Annotated in this window: 19 protein-coding genes and 1 tRNA gene; 12 read left to right on the top strand and 8 right to left on the bottom strand. The window is 68.7% G+C overall.

Annotated elements, in window-relative coordinates:
- Positions 1–4: 4 nt before the first annotated feature.
- Complete coding sequence (locus tag B2W79_RS17235) at positions 5–1,336, bottom strand: MFS transporter (RefSeq protein ID WP_292791729.1); 1,332 nt, start codon at positions 1,334–1,336, stop codon at positions 5–7.
- A 75-nt stretch (positions 1,337–1,411) separates the two neighbouring features.
- Here B2W79_RS17235 and B2W79_RS17240 point away from each other — a divergent pair, with 75 nt between their 5' ends.
- Positions 1,412–1,975, top strand: a complete 564-nt coding sequence (locus tag B2W79_RS17240; protein WP_292791732.1) for a TetR/AcrR family transcriptional regulator — start codon at positions 1,412–1,414, stop codon at positions 1,973–1,975.
- Here the strand turns inward: B2W79_RS17240 and B2W79_RS17245 are convergent.
- Entirely contained in the window at positions 1,948–2,355 is a 408-nt protein-coding gene (locus B2W79_RS17245; protein WP_292791735.1) for a MerR family transcriptional regulator, read from the bottom strand. The genes B2W79_RS17240 and B2W79_RS17245 overlap by 28 nt on opposite strands.
- Positions 2,356–2,550: 195 nt before the next feature.
- Between B2W79_RS17245 and B2W79_RS17250 the strand changes: the two genes are divergently transcribed.
- Positions 2,551–4,074: a SulP family inorganic anion transporter gene (locus B2W79_RS17250; RefSeq protein WP_292791738.1), complete on the top strand. Its 1,524-nt coding sequence runs from the start codon at positions 2,551–2,553 to the stop codon at positions 4,072–4,074.
- Here the strand turns inward: B2W79_RS17250 and B2W79_RS17255 are convergent.
- From B2W79_RS17255 to B2W79_RS17270, 4 genes are all read right to left on the bottom strand, one after another.
- Positions 4,068–5,756, bottom strand: a complete 1,689-nt coding sequence (locus B2W79_RS17255) for a hypothetical protein (protein WP_292791741.1) — start codon at positions 5,754–5,756, stop codon at positions 4,068–4,070. The two genes, B2W79_RS17250 and B2W79_RS17255, sit on opposite strands and share 7 nt — an antisense overlap.
- 59 nt (positions 5,757–5,815) lie before the next feature.
- Positions 5,816–6,124 (bottom strand): helix-turn-helix domain-containing protein, encoded by a 309-nt coding sequence (locus B2W79_RS17260; protein ID WP_396654759.1) that lies wholly within the window; start codon positions 6,122–6,124, stop codon positions 5,816–5,818.
- Positions 6,125–6,149: 25 nt separating this feature from the next.
- Positions 6,150–7,232 carry a tyrosine-type recombinase/integrase gene (locus tag B2W79_RS17265; RefSeq protein WP_292791747.1) on the bottom strand — a complete coding sequence of 361 codons (1,083 nt, stop codon included), beginning with the start codon at positions 7,230–7,232 and terminating at the stop codon, positions 6,150–6,152.
- Between the two features lie 180 nt (positions 7,233–7,412).
- Positions 7,413–7,847: a hypothetical protein gene (locus tag B2W79_RS17270; RefSeq protein WP_292791750.1), complete on the bottom strand. Its 435-nt coding sequence runs from the start codon at positions 7,845–7,847 to the stop codon at positions 7,413–7,415.
- Positions 7,848–8,316: 469 nt separating this feature from the next.
- On the opposite strand from B2W79_RS17270, the gene B2W79_RS17275 reads away from it, so the two are divergent.
- The 5 genes from B2W79_RS17275 to B2W79_RS17295 all read left to right on the top strand — a co-directional run bounded on the left by B2W79_RS17275 (position 8,317) and on the right by B2W79_RS17295 (position 12,696).
- Positions 8,317–8,829 carry a hypothetical protein gene (locus B2W79_RS17275; RefSeq protein ID WP_292791753.1) on the top strand — a complete coding sequence of 171 codons (513 nt, stop codon included), beginning with the start codon at positions 8,317–8,319 and terminating at the stop codon, positions 8,827–8,829.
- A gap of 53 nt (positions 8,830–8,882) precedes the next feature.
- Positions 8,883–10,604, top strand: a complete 1,722-nt coding sequence (locus B2W79_RS17280; protein WP_292791827.1) for a type IV secretory system conjugative DNA transfer family protein — start codon at positions 8,883–8,885, stop codon at positions 10,602–10,604.
- Between the two features lie 79 nt (positions 10,605–10,683).
- Positions 10,684–11,271, top strand: a complete 588-nt coding sequence (locus tag B2W79_RS17285; RefSeq protein WP_396654758.1) for a hypothetical protein — start codon at positions 10,684–10,686, stop codon at positions 11,269–11,271.
- Positions 11,268–11,483, top strand: a complete 216-nt coding sequence (locus B2W79_RS17290) for a helix-turn-helix transcriptional regulator (RefSeq protein ID WP_292791756.1) — start codon at positions 11,268–11,270, stop codon at positions 11,481–11,483. Before B2W79_RS17285 ends, B2W79_RS17290 begins: the two co-directional genes overlap by 4 nt.
- 94 nt (positions 11,484–11,577) lie before the next feature.
- On the top strand, positions 11,578–12,696 hold the full coding sequence (locus B2W79_RS17295) for a tyrosine-type recombinase/integrase (RefSeq protein WP_349680471.1): 1,119 nt from the start codon (positions 11,578–11,580) through the stop codon (positions 12,694–12,696).
- Between the two features lie 207 nt (positions 12,697–12,903).
- On the opposite strand, the gene B2W79_RS17300 is transcribed toward B2W79_RS17295, so the two are convergent.
- Positions 12,904–12,977, bottom strand: a tRNA-Pro gene (locus B2W79_RS17300).
- A 199-nt stretch (positions 12,978–13,176) separates the two neighbouring features.
- On the opposite strand from B2W79_RS17300, the gene B2W79_RS17305 reads away from it, so the two are divergent.
- The 5 genes from B2W79_RS17305 to B2W79_RS17325 all read left to right on the top strand — a co-directional run bounded on the left by B2W79_RS17305 (position 13,177) and on the right by B2W79_RS17325 (position 16,845).
- Positions 13,177–13,785, top strand: coding sequence for a GNAT family N-acetyltransferase (locus B2W79_RS17305; RefSeq protein WP_292791762.1), 609 nt, complete (start codon positions 13,177–13,179; stop codon positions 13,783–13,785).
- Positions 13,782–14,237, top strand: coding sequence for a hypothetical protein (locus B2W79_RS17310; RefSeq protein WP_292791765.1), 456 nt, complete (start codon positions 13,782–13,784; stop codon positions 14,235–14,237). Before B2W79_RS17305 ends, B2W79_RS17310 begins: the two co-directional genes overlap by 4 nt.
- A gap of 62 nt (positions 14,238–14,299) precedes the next feature.
- Positions 14,300–14,968 (top strand): lysoplasmalogenase family protein, encoded by a 669-nt coding sequence (locus B2W79_RS17315; protein WP_292791768.1) that lies wholly within the window; start codon positions 14,300–14,302, stop codon positions 14,966–14,968.
- On the top strand, positions 14,968–15,342 hold the full coding sequence (locus B2W79_RS17320; protein WP_292791771.1) for an RNA-binding S4 domain-containing protein: 375 nt from the start codon (positions 14,968–14,970) through the stop codon (positions 15,340–15,342). The genes B2W79_RS17315 and B2W79_RS17320 overlap by 1 nt, the downstream gene beginning before the upstream one ends.
- A gap of 87 nt (positions 15,343–15,429) precedes the next feature.
- Positions 15,430–16,845: an HNH endonuclease signature motif containing protein gene (locus B2W79_RS17325; protein WP_292791774.1), complete on the top strand. Its 1,416-nt coding sequence runs from the start codon at positions 15,430–15,432 to the stop codon at positions 16,843–16,845.
- A gap of 71 nt (positions 16,846–16,916) precedes the next feature.
- On the opposite strand, the gene B2W79_RS17330 is transcribed toward B2W79_RS17325, so the two are convergent.
- Entirely contained in the window at positions 16,917–17,864 is a 948-nt protein-coding gene (locus B2W79_RS17330; protein WP_292791777.1) for an NUDIX domain-containing protein, read from the bottom strand.
- Positions 17,865–17,897 lie beyond the last annotated feature (33 nt).

Here is a 17,897-nt window from a genome sequence, read left to right on the forward strand (position 1 = left end):
TGATTCACGGCTGCTCGTGTTTGGGCCGCTGGGAGGGCACCGCGGCGATGAGGATCGCGGTGGTGAGCGTGAGAGCGGCCATGACGGTGAAGGCGGTTCGATCGGTCGGGGCGGTGATGCTCGTGGTGATGATGGCGAGGCCGACGGCTCCGCCGAACTGTTTGGCCGTGTTCATCATTCCTGATGCGGCTCCGGCTTCGGCGGGGCCGATGCCGGTGGTGACGAGGGTCGCGAGAGGGGTGTTGAAGAGTCCCGCGCCGAGACCGATGATGAGCGCGGGTGCTAGCACGACGAGGTAGGGCTGTTCGGTTGGGATGACGGCTTGGAGGAGGAGACCTGTCGATGCGATCAGCGCCCCGGTCACGGCGATGCTGCGGAGTGTGTGCCGTGCGATCAGGCGGGGTGTGATCCAGGTGTTCACCGCGAGCAGGGTCACGGTGAGGGGCAGGAACGCGAGGCCGGTCATCGCCGGGGCGAGCCCGAGGCCGTGTTGGAGGAGGAAAGTGAGGAAGTACCAGATCGCGACTTGGAAGCTCATTCCGGCGATGAAGGTTGCCGCGTTGCCGATCACGATGGTCGGGTTGCGCCACAAGGACGGCGGGAGCAGCGGTTCCGCGGCACGAATCTGGTGGGCGATCGCGGCACCGATGACGACGACGGCCGCGACAAGAGCGCCCCACCAGTCTCGGTTCAGGTCCCCGATGGTGGACAGGACGTAGGTGGCGAGAGTGAACCCGGCGGTGACCAGCACTGCACCGATGACGCTGATTCGCGTGCGTCCGCTGGGTTCGGGCGGACGTAGCCTGCGGGTGCCGAGAAGGACGAGGGCACCGATGGGGATGGCGATGAGGAACACCGCCCGCCAGGTGAGCCACTGTGTGAGGACTCCGCTGAGGACGTTCCCGATACCGCCTCCGGCAAGGCTCGCCGCCGTCCACCAGGCGATCGCTCGCACGCGCTCACGCCCTTCGGGAAAGGTGACGGTCAGCAGCGCGAACGTCGCGGGTGAGGCGATCGCGGCGGACAGGCCTTGCGCGGCTCGGGCTGCGATGAGGAGGAGCGGATCAGCGGTGAGTCCTGCGGCGAGGCTGGCGAGTGTGAAGCCCGCGATTCCCCATCGCAGGGCGCGGATGGGGCCCAGGACGTCGCCCAGGCGCGCACCGACGAGCAGGACGCCGGCGAATCCGAGTGTGTAGACCAGCGCCACCCACGACACCGCCAGGTCGGTCAGGTCGAGGTCGGCCTGGATCGATGGGAGGGCGACGTTGACGACGGACACGTCGAGCACGATCAGTAACTGCGCAACGCTGGCCACCCACTGCACTCGGTGTCGCATCCCGCCCCCTCTCCGTGATGGTACAGCCGTACCACGACTATGATACGACTGTATCAAAGAGTGAGGGGTGGGGATATGGATCGGCGCGGGGCGGTGCTGGACGCGGTGGAGCGGTTGGTGCTGCGCGAGGGCGTGCATGCTGTGTCGATGCGCGCCGTCGCGAAAGAGGCCGGCGTTTCGTTGCGCCTGGTGCAGTACTACGGGTCATCGAAGGCCGAGCTGCTCGACGGAGCGCTGGCTCGCCTATCCGAGCGCAGCACCGCCGACTGGCGTGAGCGGATGGGTAGGGCGGAGAGCGTCAGGGGCGTGCTGGCGGCGTTTATCGATGCCGCGCTGCCGGTGGATGAGCAGCGCCGCGCGTTCCACCGGTTCGGCGTCAGCCTGGAGCAGCTCGCCCTCACCGGCGAGGATGGCGCAGGGCGCTTCTACACCGCACACATCGGGGTCGTCGTCGCGGCACTGGCCAGCGCGCTGAACGCGCACCTGGACGCGCCGGGCGCGCAGCGGGTGGCGGAGTCGGCGGTCGCGTTCTCCCACGGACTCGGCACCCTGGTGATGGCCGGACTGGTGGCTGCCGATCGCGCGGGCGCGCTGATCACGGATTACCTCGATCAGGTCGAAGCGGCATCCGAGGACTGAGGGGTGCCATGCGCGCTGAGCAGGCCGATGAACTCGTCGGCCATCTCGACCTGGCGGGCGAGCTTGGTGCGGCGTTCGGTTGCGTCGTGGAGGAAATCGGCCAGCGCCCGCTGTGCGTCGACCGCGGCGGTGCCGCCGCCCTCGGCGGTGTCGATCGCACCGAGCAGGTCGCCCATCTCATCGAGGGAGTACCCCAGCGGCTTCATCCGGCGAATCAGCATGAGGCGGGCGTAGTCGTCTTCGGTGTACAACCGGAACCCGCCCTCGGAACGCGCCGAGGGCGTGAGCAGGCCGATGGAGTCGTAGTGACGGATCGTGCGCTGCGACAGCTCCGTGCGCTCGGCAAGCTCCCCGATGTGCATCGTTCCCGGCTCTGGCATGCCCCGCTCCTCCTCCGATTTCACACAAACTCTCACGTTACGTTAGAGTTGGTGGCTGTGGCCCTCCTGCCGGGGAGGGCGCTGATCTTCTATTCTCCCGCATCGGTGGGGAATGTTCCGCGTGTGCCCACGCCCCTTTCTTGTTCCACTCCGCAGACGATGTGCTCTGCGCCCAACTGCCCGGGAGGGTGATCCATGACTACAGCGACGACGACCGCTGACGACACGAACCGCTACCGGCCCGACCCGTCGGTGCTGACCGCGCTGAAGAGTCCGCGACTGCTCACCCGTGAAGCACTCGCCGGCTTGGTGGTCGCGCTCGCGCTGATCCCCGAGGCGATCTCGTTCTCCATCATCGCCGGTGTCGACCCCAAGGTCGGGCTGTTCTCGTCGTTCATCATGGCCGTCACGATCGCGTTCGTCGGCGGGCGGCCCGCGATGATCACCGCCGCCACCGGCGCGATCGCGCTCGTCATCGCGCCGGTGGCTCGTGACTACGGGATGGACTACTTCATCGCCACCGTGCTCCTCGCCGGCGTCTTGCAGATCGTGCTGGCGGTGTGCGGGGTGGCGAAGCTGATGCGGTTCATCCCGCGCAGCGTCATGGTCGGCTTCGTCAATGCCCTGGCGATCCTGATCTTCACCGCGCAACTGCCGCAGCTGATCGGCGTGCCCTGGATGGTCTACCCGCTCGTCGCGGTGGGCCTGCTGATCATGGTGTTCATGCCGAAGATCACCAAGGTGGTCCCGGCACCGCTGGTCTCCATCATCATCGTCACCGCCGCCGTGATCGTCTTCGCGATCCATGTCCCGACCGTGGGCGACCAGGGCGAGCTGCCCCGCAGTCTGCCGGAACTGTTCATCCCGAACGTGCCCCTGACCTTCGAGACGCTGTCGATCATCGCCCCGTACGCACTCGCGATGGCCTTGGTGGGGCTGATGGAGTCGCTGATGACGGCGAAGCTCGTCGACGATGTCACCGATACGCACTCAAACAAGACCCGCGAGTCCTGGGGGCAGGGTGTCGCGAACGTCGCGTCCGGGCTGTTCGGCGGCATGGGCGGCTGCGCGATGATCGGGCAGACGATGATCAACGTCAAGGCCTCCGGAGCTCGCACGCGTATCTCCACGTTCCTCGCCGGCGTGTTCCTGCTGATCCTCATCGTCGCCCTCGGCGATGTCGTAGCAGTCATCCCGATGGCCGCGCTGGTCGCGGTGATGATCATGGTCTCGGTCGGCACTTTCGACTGGCACTCCATCCGCCCCTCCACGCTCAAGCGGATGCCCAAGAGCGAGACGACCGTGATGGTCATCACCGTCGCCGTCGTCGTCGCGACCCACAACCTCGCCATCGGCGTCGTGGTCGGAGTGTTCGTCGCGTCGGTGATGTTCGTGCGCCGCGTCGCCCACCTGATCGAGGTCAACCGTGAAATCGTCGATGACCACGGCATCGAGACCGCCCGGTACACCGTCGAGGGGCAATTGCTGTTCGCGTCCAGCAACGACCTCACCACCCTGTTCGAGTACACCGATGATCCCGACCGCGTGGTCATCGACCTCACCCGCTCCCACATCTGGGATGCCTCCACCGTCGCCGCCCTCGACGCGATCGTCACTAAGTACGAACAGCGCGCCAAGCAGGTCGAGATCGTCGGGATGAACGACTACACCACCGCGTTCCATTCCCGCCTGTCTGGAGGGCTCGGTGCCGGTCACTGATCGCGTCTGGTCTCCCACGTTTGAAGGTCGGGGTGTTCGAGGGTGTCGACGTAGCGGTTGGTGCCCTCGATGCTCAGCCCGAACAGGTCGGTGAGGCGACGCGGGTCGCCGCCGGTGGCGCGGACTTCGGCGAGGATGCGGTCTTCGCGGAGGGCCTTGGCTGAGATGCCAGCCTTCTTCCAGGGGAACTGGTGGCCAGGCGAGTTCAGCCTGGGAGCGGTCTGCATCGTGACGAACAGGTGCGGGTTGCGGGTGTTCGGCCACTTCGCTGCACGGTAGTCCAGCCAGCGGGCGAGGCGGTCACGGACTGGCCCTGCGAGCAGGATGACACGGCCGTCGGGCATCATCAGGCGTCCGTCGCTGATGTCAGTGAGCTGCAGGCCTCGGACTTGCAGGTTCGTGAGCGCGTGGAAGGCGACGATCGCGACGGCCAGCGCGATCGCCGGATCGTCGTGGTCGAGGGCAGCGCGAATCTGCGCAGGTTCTAGCGGCAGCGGCGTGGTGCCGCCCGACTGGTAGGAGGCCATGCTGCTGGTCGGGTCGGTGAAGACGAGCTTGCGGCCTTTGAGAATCGCGAACACGGAACGCAGGCCGAGCATCGCGGCGTGCCTCTTGGCCGATTCCTCGGGCAGGGAGTCGACCAGGACGGCCGGGCTGATCTCGGCAAGGGATTGGTAGCCGGCTTCGGCCCAGGCGGTGACGATCGGGGCGAGACCGATGATCTGAACGCGCACGGTCGTCTCCTCGCGGGGCTTGCGGCGAGGAGGGATGCGGCTACCGCCCAGCATGATGTCGAACCAGAGCTCGAGCTGGGTGCGCATCGTCTCGGGGAGCTGGTCGAACTTGCCCGCGAAGTAGCGGTCGATGGTCGGGATGCGGTCGTCGATGAGGATGCTGGCGGCGTCGAGAACGTCGAGGGTGGAGCGGACGTTGCTGTCGCTGTCGTAGCGGCGCAGCCGGATTACTTCGGTCGCGCGGATGGTCATCGCGCCCTCGGGGGCGAGGATCTGGAGCATCTTCAACGAGCGGCGGACTTGGTTGGTCTGCCGTTTGGACCAGCCGAAGCGTTGGGCGTGCTCGAATACGATGCCATCGGTTCGCCAGGACCAGTCGCGGGCTTGAGCGGTAGTGAGCTCGCGGAGGACGTCCGGGTCGGGGGCGAGATCGAACAGGGCGGGCTGCTCCCAGTCGGAGAGTTCCTCGGCTTGCTGCGCGAGCAGGATGCGGGCGGCACGCACCGACTGTCTGGGCTGTTTCGGCTTGCGGCGGGGAGCCATGTTCGCGAAGAAGAGCTGAAGGCCCAGCCGGGCGCCTTCCTCGAAGTCGAGGGGCTGGCCGGGTTCGTGGATGCGGCGGGCGTTTTCCAAGCAGAGGCGGCAGGCTCCTTGGTCGCCGACGGTGACGTGGCGTCCGCAGTAGAGGCAATCGCCGACCGGATAGTGACTCGACCACCAGCGGCATTGCCAGCACTTCCAGTTGTGTCGGCGGTAGACACCCCAGGCGAGGCAGTCCTTGCAGGAGCCGACGTACTCGGGGCTGCCGGGGTGACAGCGGTCGCAGAGGCCCTGGCTGTAGTAGGCGGTCGACCCGCATCGCTCGCAGGCGGGTGCGGGGAACGGGCCACCGGGTAAGCAGTCGTAGCAGTAGTCGACGGCCGGCCAGGTCCAGGCCGCCGCGTTCACGCCGCAGGTGAAGCAGGTTCGAGGGGGCCGGAAGCGTGAGTTGATCCCCTTCCTGGTGCTCACAACGGCGGCTCAGACCGCGGGTTCCCGAACCGTGGTGAGACCCGCGGCCCGGCCTCGTTCTCACCGCCCACGGTCTCGGCCTTTCGCGGCCGGCGGGCAGCGACCTTCTCCGGCTCCGGGGTCATCAGGTCAGACGGGGTGCAGTCGAGGATCGTGCAGATCACGTCGAGCTCTTCGAGCCGGATCGTCGGCGGAGTGCCCGACCACCAGCCCGACATCTTCCCGGCGCTGATCTCCACGCCGGCCGCTGCGAGCTGGCGACGCAGCTCGGCTGACTTCCAGATACCCCGTTCGGCGGCTCTCATCCGCAAGTTCCACTTCACAGTCTTCTCACCCTTCCCCTGTCAGGCGGGCCTCGACCCGCTGGTTCGCGTTGCGCCACGCAAGCTCGACGTGCTCGCTGCGCACATGGATATAGCCCGAGGTCGTCGCCAGCCACTGATGGCCCAGCAGTTCCTGGAGGGCCTTCAAGTCCATCCCGGAGCCATACAGCGACGAGGCGCAGTAGTGCCGCAACACATGCGGCGTCAGCCGCCCTGCCCACGCAGGCAGGAACCGTTCGGTCTGGATCGTCAGCGCCCGCCTCAGCGAGTTGTGACCGATCCGTCCACACCGGCCGAGTTCGTCATCGAACCGCTCGGAGGGCATCAGCGGCGCGTCAGGGTTCTGCCAGTCGTCGCCGAACTGGTGGCGGACCTCGGCCAGCCACCAGTCGATGAGCTGGTCGGCGCCGTTGATCGCCGGCACCAGACGCGGCTTGAAGCCACGCCCGCCTGAGCCTTTCCCGAAACGAACATGCAGTTTGCCGAACCCGCCCAGGTCAGGTCGCCAGTCGCGGATATCGAGCATCACGGACTCGTTGATCCGCAGACCCAGCCGCCGCCACAGCGACGCCGCGAAGTAGTCACGGGCAGCCGGCAGATACTTCCTCGCACCGGGGATCGAGCCGCGCCACCGGGTAAACAGCTCCTCGATCTCAGCATCGGACGGCGGCACCCTGATCTTGCCCAGCGACTTGCCCTTTTGCCGGTTGAACTCGTCGATGGGCTGCTCGACCGTCACCCCGGTCATCCGGCGGATCTTGCCCTGATAGCGGGTGATGAGGAACTCGTAGAACTGCGCCAACGCTCCGGCCTTGCCCGCCCGCGTCGTCACCGACAGACCCCTGCGCCGCTGCTCGGCGAGGAAGCGATCGGCATCGTCAGCCGACGCCTCCCACAACGGGCACGTCAGCGACCGGGCGAACTCGATGACCGCCGCCCGCGTCGACCGCACATGCCCATCGGTGAGCCCGGCAGCAGCCATCGCCAGCGCATACTCGTCGACGAGCTCCTGCTCGAAGTCCTCCGCATCCTGGGGGCTGCGCAGCACCTCGTCAGCCGCGCCACTACCTTGCAGCACGACGAGCTTCATGAACTTCTCGGTTCACTGTGACCGACCATGCTTCAATCATACCGACGAACCATCATCCACAGTGACTGTTCTTCAACCTGTCTTCTGGGCACGGGGAACCTTGCACCACCTGGGAAGCAGGCCCCTCAGACAGCCGGGGCGTCAGGAGGAACTTGAGTCCATGGAGATTAACACCCCGGATCATGCGCGGGCCTCCATGAACTGAAGCATCGCAATGGGCACCGGCGCAGTTGGTGTTCTAGGAAGGTCGACTATCGGGAAGGCGATCCGCACATTGGCGATGTCATCCACTCCGAGCTGCAACCACTCGGTGCAGTCGACGTGAGGAAAGGAGTCAACGAGTTTTCGATCAGCAAGCAGCAGGCTGAAAGGAGCGAAGTGAATCACCGCCGATGCCGCCGGTGTAGTCGCGGTCGCCCACTCACCGCTATCGCTGTCTTGTGACATCCGGACAACTAGCGCCTCGTGGCTGCCCTCTACGTGGGCCGGGCTCCTGTTCGGCGCGATGGCTGCCAGGAACCTTATGCCTTCGGGCGGCTGGGCTGGGATGCCTTCGCGCACAATACGAACAAGGTCGGCGTGCGAGTCGATGAGGTTTGGAGTCAGGGCCGTCATGCCCGCGATCGCTGCGCGGATGAATCTGCCAGGACGCACGTCGGCAAGTTCGCCCGTGATGTGGGTCCGCTGACCCTTCCATTGCGAGTGGAGCAAGTGGCCGGCGAAACAGTGCGCCCACCTGATGTACTCGTCATCCCAGGGCGACGTGCTTGCGCGGCAAGCCTCGCAGTGCGCGTACCGGCTCGCGCCCCCGAGCCTCGGTCGTCCGTAGGCAAGGCGGCTATCCGCCGTTGTGCCGCCCCAAGCGAAGCTTCCCCGATTGAAGGCTGCCTTCGGCGGCACGTGAGCTTGGGTGAGCTTCGCTCGGTTCCCGCAGAGGGTGCATCTGCCGGTTCTGGCCCGCTGGCCACTCGGCCGAAACCCCTCCTGTTCAGTCATCTCGCTCCTCCTCCTGAAAGGCTAACGGTGGAAGCCGAGTCTGGGGTGGGTCGTCCGGCCGGGTGCGGTTCTGGCTCACCTCGGGTTCATGAGGAAACCCGAGCCTGAGCCCGTCCCGGTGTCCATCCCGCTCGTCGTGCTCGACGTGCACGAGGACGGCACCGTGACCGTCACCGTCGACGGGAAACGGCTGGACCCCGACCTTTTCGCGCCGCCGTGGCGACGATCCTCGTTCGGGCAGATCATCGACCGCGCCACGAACGACCGGACGACACCGGCCAGGGTCGAGGTCCGCGAAGCGGACGGCACGACCTTCACCGACATCATCGCCGCCCGCCGCCGGCGTTCCCGCCCCGAGCCCGAACCGGAACCGAAGGCATCAACCGGGCCGGTGTTCCACACCGTCGAGGGCGAGGGGTTCGTCCCCGGCGAGGACGTGGCGGCCGCCGTCGTCACCGGGCACACCGACGCCGCCCACACCGGCACCGCGCGCGCCCTCATCGACCCAGCCGGGATCGGCGCCGACCGAGCCGGCGGGGTCATCGAGGTCATCCTGTTCGGCCGCGTCTCCGGCACCACGATCATCCGGCAAGTGCCGTGAACGAGCAGGGTCGGCAGACCGGCTCGTTCGGGGACGAGTTGACCAACGCCGCCATGATCGGCCTCGTCGTCCTGTTCGGCGTCGCGCTGATCCTGCGCGCCGCTGGATCGGTGGCCGCGTTCCTGACCGGCACACCGCAGCCGGCCGGCGATCCCGCCTCCGGGGTCGGAGTGCTGTTCCGCGCCGGCGACCCCGGCTCGGCGCTCGACGCGGACGGACTGAACCCGGTCGTCTACTGGATCGTCGCCGGACTGCTGCTCGCCTGCCTCGTCACCGGCGGGCTATGGGCATGGCTGCGGCTGCGCCGCCACACCCACCGGATCGAGCAGGACCCGCGCCGCATGGCCGGAGTCGCCACCCGGCACGAGGTCGCCGCCGCTGCATCTGACAAGGCGCTGCTGCGCCGCGCGGGAAACCTGCGCCCCGGCCTGCGCGACCCTCGGCCACAGGACGTGGGCTACCGGCTCGGCACCTCCAAGGGCACCGGCGTGTGGGCGAGCGTGGAGGACTCGATCATGGTCATCGGGCCGCCCCGCTCCGGGAAGGGCCTACATCTGGTGATCCCGGCGATCCTGGACGCTCCCGGTGCCGTGGTCGTCACCTCGACCAGGCCGGACAACCTCACCGCGACCATGCGTGCCCGCCGCAGGATCGGCCCCGTCGCGATCTTCGACCCCCAGCACTTGGCCGAGGGTCTGCCCGCCGGCCTGCGGTGGTCGCCGATCCGGGGCTGCGAGTCACCGCAGACGGCGATGATCCGCGCCACCGGGCTCGCCGCCGGCACCGGCCTCTCCGCAGGCGGAGTCGATGGCGGAGGCTTCTGGGAGGGCAAGACACGGGCTGCGCTGCAAGCCCTGCTGCACGCGGCAGCGATCGACAACCGTCCGCCCGCTGAGCTGTTCCGGTGGACTCTCGATCCGACCGCGGCCGCTGACGCGGTGGCGATCCTGACCGGCTCCACCCAGGCCGCGACCGGATGGGCCGAGTCCCTGGAAGCGATGATCGACTCCGACCCCCGCACCCGCGACTCCATCTGGCAGGGCGTCTCCCTGGCTCTCGGCTCGCTGGCCGACCCGCGCGTGCTCGACGCCGTATCGCCCGGCCCCGGTGAGGGCTTCGACCCCGAAGCGTTCATTCGCGAACGCGGCACGTTGTTCCTGCTGGCAACCGGCTCCGGCGCGGGAGCCAGCGCCGCGCTGGTCGCCGCGCTCGTGGAAGACCTCATCGAGACCGCCCGCCGCCTGGCCGCACGATCGGCCGGCGCCCGGCTCGATCCGCCGATGCTGCTCGCGCTGGACGAGATAGCCAACCTCTCGCCGTTGCCGTCGCTGCCGACGCTGATGGCCGAAGGCGGCGGCTCGGGCATCACGACAATGCCGGTGCTCCAATCGCTCGCGCAGGCGCGGGACAAGTGGAACGAGCACCAGGCGAACGCGATCTGGGACGCCTCCATCGTGAAGGTCATCCTCGGCGGAGCTTCCAACAGCCGCGACCTGCAAGACCTGAGCGCCCTGGTCGGCGAACGCGACGAATACACCGACTCCGTGACGCTGGGCGACCACGGCACCCGCTCCAACCAGCGCTCCGTGCGCCGGGTGCCGATCTTCCCTCCCGACCGCATCCGCCGGCTCCCGTTCGGGACCGGGATTGTGCTGCTGCGGTCCGCACCCCCGATCGTCACCGACCTGCACCCCTGGCCCAAGCGCCCCGACGCCGGCCACCTCACCGCCGACCGCGCCGAGATCGAAGCCCTGCTGCGCCGCTCCGACACCTGAACGCCGGTCGCGGCAAGGAGCACCTGCCCGCCACAACGGCCCGGCACCACCGGGGCCGGAGAGCAGACAGGAGCACCGCATGTCCGACGAACCTCACGGCGACGCCACGACGAACGACGTTCCCGACTCGGGTGTGGACGAGATGGACGACGACGACTACGACGAGCCTCTGATCGCCGAGCCGCCGCACCCGATCAACTGGAACTTACTGAGTGCCGAGGACGCCGAGGCCGAGTGGCTGGAACTCAACCGCTGGGTGGACTGGCTGCGCCACACCTACGGCCTCCCTGCATCCGTGGTCCCGCCGGCCTGGCACATGCACCCCGAGCTGCTGTGGGAGCTGAGCGCGCTGCACCTTCACTGGCTCTGCGCCTACGACCCCGACCAGAACGGCAGCGCACCGCTCGGCTGGCACCGCGACTTCGCCGACGCCCGGCAACGGCTCCGCGAATGGGTCGCCGCGTCGGGCACGAAGCTCGACCACGACCGACCCACCAGGCAGACAGTCTGGCCCGGCGAGGAACCCGCCGGCCCGATCGAGGACATCCCGATCATCGACCGCGATGCCGAGTTCGTGGAGTTCGTCATGGCCGACGCCCAGGCCCGCCGCGAGGCCGAGGAAGCCTTCTACCGCGACCTCGACCCGGACACCGGAGAAGTGCCGTGAGCGACAAGACCGAGGCACTGGTCGTCTCGCCGCTGCTGGACAGTCGCGAGGTCGCCGCGTACTTGAAGGTGTCGGAGTCCACGTTGTCGCGGTGGCGCTCGACCGGGACCGGGCCGCCATTCCTGCGGCTGGGCGGGATCGCCCGGTACCGGCTCGATGCCGTAGACCGCTGGCTGGGCGAACTGGAACACGATCATGCCCCGGAGAGCTGAGCCGCAGCCGACCGCCGAGCCCAAGCCGGTCCCACCGATCGGCGTGAAGGTCTCCACGGACATGGAGCGCCGCTCTTACGGCATCCGTGCCCGCGTGCGGTGGACCGACCCGACCACCAAGCGCCGGGTGATCCGATCGGAGATCGTGCGCGACGAAGCGGCCGCCCACGCCTTCTTCCACCAGCTCCGCAACTCCTCGACCAAGGGCATGGATGTGTCCATGACGCTGCTGGAGTTCGTCACTTCCATCGGCGACCGGTGGGCGCGTGGCCTGGACCCGACGTCCACCGGCGAGACCTACGGGTACGGGTTGAAGCTGCGAGTGCTGCCCGCGCTCGGGCACCTGCCGGTCACCCAGATCACCGCGGGGATCATCGACCGGACCATTGATGAGTGGGAACAGCGCCACGGCGCCTCGACCATCAAGAACACCATTGCCCCGCTCGTGAGGGTTCTCGATGAAGCCGTGCGGGACGGGCTGATCCAAATCAACCCCGCGAAAAACCGCGCCAAGCGGAGCCTGAACCGCAACGCCTTCCGCGGGCAGGCCGCCGAACACGCCTCTCCGCGGGCGCACGCGATCCCGGACATGAAGACCCTCAACCGGCTCGCCAGGGCGTGCGGGAAAGCGCATCAGTCCTACAGCGACTTCGTGATGCTCGCGGCACTGCTGGCCGCACGGTCCTCGGAAGTGTCCGGGTTGCAGGTCGGGGATGTGGACTTCGGCAAGAACCTCGTCGTGATCCGCAGGCAGGTATTCCCCGGCAAAGGCGGCCTGGTCACCAAGCCGACCAAGAGCCGCAAAGAACGCCGCGTGCCGATCCTGGAACCGCTCCGCTCCGTGCTGGAACGCCTAACCGATGGCAAGCAGGCCGAGGACTCGTTGCTGGTCGGCCCGAAGGGCGGCTACCTCACCACCGCGACCGTCCGCGACGCCACCAACTGGGACGGCATCGTCGCGAAGCTCGGACTGCCCGACCTGACCCGGCACGGTCTGCGGCACACCGGGGCGACCTGGATGGCCGACGCGGGTATCCCGCTGCACGTCCTCCAAGACATCCTCGGGCACGCCTCGATGGAGACCACCCGCGGCTACCTGCATCCCGACGACCGTCACCTCGCATCGGCGGCCGAGCAGGCCAACGCCTTCCTCTCCGCCGCCGGACAGCGCAAGCACGCTCGGCGCAGTGGCCCGGCGTCTCGGGGCCTGTGATGCGCTCCGACGCCCGCGGGCGTGCTCCCGGAGCGTTCTGGTCCCCTTTTGGTCCCCTTATCCACAGGAAGCGGGTTCGAGGCGCCCCGTTCGTCCACAGGCGACCGCAGGCGAGAGTGTCGGGGGGACCAGAGGGGGACCACGGAAAACGACCGCCGGACATGATGAAGCCCAGGCGAGAAACCTGCTCTCACCTGGGCTCTTACGTCGGGCTGACAGGATTTGAACCTGCGACCCCCTGACCCCCAGTCAGGTGCGCTACCAAGCTGCGCCACAGCCCGTGGCATGGATTTTCAGTTGTTCGGGCCGACCAGAGCGGGGTAAACCCCTTAACCCCCAGTCAAGTGCGCTACCAAGCTGCGCCACAGCCCGCTGTTCTGCACTCTCGCGCAGGCAACTCCCCTATCTTAGCCGCACCGGAGGCACTCTCGCGAACCGAGGCGTTGCGGGGTGTCGGAAGCTGCTTGTACCGTCGCCTGCATGTCGACGATCACGACCGCGCTGGCGACGACCGCCCGCTGGGAGGACGTGCAGCACGCGCTCACCGGGGGCGGCGACGGGGCGAGCTGTCAGTGCATCTGGCCGGTGCTGCCGAACAAGGACTGGAATCAGACCACCACGTCTCAGCGCACCGAGATGTTCCGCGCCGAGATCGACGAGGGTCCCCCTCCGGGGCTGGTCGCGTACGTCGATGGCGAGGCCGCAGGTTGGATCCGTATCGGACCGCGCACCCGTCAGGCCCGGATCCCCCGCACCCGAATGATCGCCGCGTCGAGCACCGAGCCGTTCGACGACGAGTCCGTGTGGGCTGTCACCTGCTTCGTCGTCCGCAGGGAGCATCGGGGTACCGGGCTGAACGCGGAGCTGCTCGATGACGCGATCACCTTCGCCCGGGAGTCCGGCGCCCGCGTCATCGAGGGGTATCCCGTCGACACCCGTGGCGAGCAGCAGCGCGCGAACGATCTGTACCACGGCACACTCGGGACGTTCCTCCGCGCGGGTTTCACGGAGAAGGCGGTGATGAAGCCGGGGCGCGTGCTCGTCACCCTGGATGTCGCGCCGAACGGGACCGATAGCGTGAAGGCATGAGCGACGCGAACTCCTCCCTCGACGATCCCGACCTCGGCCTGCTCCAGCGGGCGACCTCCGAGCTCGACGACGGCTCCGTCCTCACCCACGACTGGTTCGTCGGTAGCGTCCAGGTCGACGGCAGCACCTACGAACTGATGGTCGAGGGCGCGTCGCCGGAGGAGGTCGCTCCGCTGCTCCCCCGGCTGCGTACGGTCGTCGCCGGCATCCCTGGCCTCCGCCGCGTCGCCTCGGACGCCGTGGTCACGACGTTCAGCACTGGCGATCCGGGCCCCACCGAGCTCGACGAGGCGGCCGACGACCTGGACCTCGAGACCATCGAGGCCTCCGGCGACGGCACCGTCGTCCTCCACTTCACGGACTCCTGCGGCGAGCACTTCCCGGAGGGCTACTGGCCGGCCGTACACCTCGATGCCGAGGGCGCCGTGGCCACGGTCACCGTCGAGTCCTGAGGCGGGCCGGTCCGATCGACCGCCGTCGGGACGACATGCCCCTCCGGTCATACGATGGAGGGATGCAGCGCCGCACCCTCCCTCCAGCGATCGTGTGGGCATTCGTCCCCTATGCCGCGGTCTCCGCCCTGCACGTCATGCTTCTCGCACTGGACCACGATCTCGCGGCTCCGACGAAGCTGCTGCTCATGCCGCTGCTCGCGGTACCGGTCCTGGTGGCGGCGCGGCGAATCCACCCACCCGTGACGGTGGCCCTGCTCCTCGTCGCCCTGCTCTTCTCCTGGCTGGGCGACGGCGCGGGCGCGCTGTTCCCCGCGGCACCCGAGCTTCCGCTCATGCTCGCCTTCTTCGGCCTCGCGCACATCGCCTACATCGCCCTCTTCGCCCGCCACCTGGCGCGCCGCCGCCTGCCGTGGTGGACCGCGATCTACGCCGTTTGGTGGCTCGCGATGATCCTCGCCCTCGGCCCGCACACGGGCCCGCTCCTCATCGGCGTCGCCCTGTACGGCCTGCTCCTCGCGGGCACCGCCGCATTCGCCGCACGATGCCATCCGCTCGTCGCGACGGGCGGTGCGTTCTTCCTGGCGAGCGACACGATCCTCGCGTTCCGACTTTTCCTTCCGGATGCCCTTCCGGGCTGGAGCAGCCCCGCCGTGATGCTCACCTACACGCTCGGCCAGGGCCTGATCATCGCCGGCGCTCTCGTCTCCCTACAGCGGAAGGAACCCTGATGGTCGACAGTGCGCGGGTAGACAGCTGGCTCTGGGCGGTGCGCGTCGACAAGACCAGGTCCGCGGGGACCACCGCATGCCGCGCGGGGCATGTGCGCGTCAACGGCGACAAGGCGAAGGCCGCGCAGGCGGTCCGCGTGGGCGATGAGCTTCGCATCCGCATCGCGGGTTTCGACCGGATCCTGATCGTGCGCCAGATCCTCGTCAAGCGTGTGGGCGCGCCGCTGGCCGCCCTCGCCTACGAGGACCGGACGCCGGAACGCGAGCCGCAGGCAGCCCTCGGCGTCCGGGACCGCGGCGCGGGACGACCGACGAAGCGGGAGCGTCGGGACATCGACCGCCTCCGCGGACGAGGCGATATACAACACGACTGAACCCTTCCTGGATTCGAACATAAGTTCTAAAGTGGAGGTATGACGAACCCACCGACCGCACCCCTCGATCTAGAGGAGCGGCGGCGCGTGCGAGACGCATGGACGGAGGCTCGTCGACGCATCGCAGCACTGGAGGCAGAGGCTGCGGAGCTCCTGGTGGCGCAGATCGCTTTCCATGACGAAGACGTGGCGGCGGCTCCGCACCACCGCGATGCCATCCACCGCTCGATGGTCGCCGAGTTCGCGACAGCGGCGCATCTTTCCACCGGCACCATGGAGTTCGCGTTCGCCGACGCTCTCGCCCTGAGCACCGCTCTCCCCCGCGTGCGAGAGGCCTTCCACACGGGGGCTCTGAGCTCCGCGCATGTGCGGGAGATTGCGCGGGCAAGCGCGATCGTGGACGAGGCCATCCGCAACCGCGTCGTCGCGCCCGAGACGATGGGGCTGTTCGAGACGGCGGTGCTCGTCGTCGCGGAAGCCGAGACCGCGGCATGCACCCGGGTGCATGCCCGCCGCGTCGCCTCCGCCCTCGTCGGCGAGACGATCACGGAGCGACACCGCCGCGCCGCGGATGAGCGCTGCGTCACGGTGCGATCGGTCGACGACGGCCTCGCTGTCCTGACGGCGGTCCTCCCGGAGTGGGCGGCGGTGGCGATCGCCGACCGACTGAGCCAGCTCACCCGCACGGTCATCCGGGCCCGTGATGCGGGTCCCGCGCGTGATGCGGGGACTGCGCGTGATGCGGCATCGGGGTCGGATGAAGCGACGCCGCGTCTGGCACCTGCGCACCACGAAGTGCTGACCGCCGACCGCGTCGCGACGGATCGCCCGTGCGGCGAGGCTCGGTCGGACCCGACGATCTCCAGCGTCGATGGCGACACCTACGCCCTCGACCCCGAGGCGGAAGTGGCCCCTTCTGACACCCGTACGTGGAGCCAGGTGCAGGCCGACCTTCTGACCGATCTGCTCCTCACCGCCGATCCGAGCGCCGTCGAGGGCGACGGTCTCATCGGGGTGCGCGGCCGCCTGCAGGTGACCGTGGCGGCGACGACCCTCGCAGGGCTCGACAACCGTCCAGCCGAACTGGACGGACACGGCGCTCTGCACCCGGACATCGCGCGGGCTCTCGCCGGTCGCGACGGCGGCTGGACGCGGTTGTTCCTCGATCCGCACGGACAGGTCATCGAAACGGACGCCTACAGCCCGACCGAGAACATGCGCCGGTTGCTCCGGGCTCGCGATCAGCACTGCCGGTTCCCCGGATGCCGCCAGCCGGTGCACCGCTGCGACCTCGACCACACCTGGGATCACGCGAAGGGCGGCCCGACCCGCGTCGACAACCTCGCGCACCTCTGCCGCGGACACCATGTACTGAAACACCCCGATATCCCGGATCCTCAGCGCTGGACAGTGCGCCAGCGACCCGGTGGGGTCCTCGAATGGCGAAGTCCCCTCGGCGCGGTCCACACCGATCACGCCCCACGTCGGGTCGCCTTCGCCTGAAGCGCGCCGCCATCACGACGACGGGTCATACGAGCACCTGGATCCGCGGAGCGAAACACCCGTGTCTCGCCCTAGGCGTCGAGAAGACGGAGGAGCCAGCCGCTCGAGCGCACCTGCGCCCCGGCGGCTTCGACGCGGGACTGCAGCTCGCGGTCACTGGTCACCGCGAGAACCGGCGACGCGCTCGCGACCCGGCGTTCGACCTCGGCCACGATCGCGTCGTCACCGGCGCCCTCCGCGCGCACGACGTCCAGGGCCGAGCCCGCGACTCCGGCTTCTGCGGCCGCGGCGTCCGCGGTTGATCCCCCCACAGCAGCCTCCGCGATGTCCCGGGCGCGACCTTCCACGACGAGCGAGACCTCCGGGAACCAGGCGTGCCCCGCCAGCCCGAGGTCGTCCGCGGGCACCGACAGCCCGGCCAGACGATCACGCAGGCGTGCCGCGGCTCCGGCGCGATCCTTCCACCAGCCGTCCGGGACCGAGCCCACGACGTTGGCAGCGTCGACCACGACCACCGGATGCGCCGAGAGCTGAGCCCGCAGCATCGGCCACGCCGCACCGAAGCCGGGGTGCAGGGGCAGCCCGTCCACGTCCTCGACGGGCACCCACGACAGCGCGACGCTCTCGGGGTCGCTGATCACGGGATCGAACGGCGTCCGTACGTCGGCGACGACGGTGGTGTACGACCAGATGCCGAGATCGAGCACGCTCGTGAAGCGCGGCCGCACCGCGCCATCCGGCACTCCCGCCTCCTCCTGCGCCTCCCGCACGGCACCGACGATGGCCGCTTCGCCCTCGTGCAGCGCGCCGCCGGGCAGGCCCCAGGTGCCGCCGAAGTGGCTCCACGCGACGCGATGCTGCAGGAGGATGCCGCGCTCCGGGTCGACCGCGAGGAGACCGGCCGCACCGAAGCGGCCCCAGTACCGCTCACCGGTGTCCGCGACCACCCAGGCATCGCCAGGATCGCGCGGCCCCTCGGGGCGACGCGGTTCACCGGCGGCGGGAGGTACGACAGTCACCCCCTCAGCTTTTCACAGCATCGGGGTTCCGGC

The sequence above is a fragment of the Microbacterium sp. UBA7513 genome (assembly GCF_002478345.1).
In the GTDB taxonomy this organism is placed as follows: domain Bacteria; phylum Actinomycetota; class Actinomycetes; order Actinomycetales; family Microbacteriaceae; genus Microbacterium.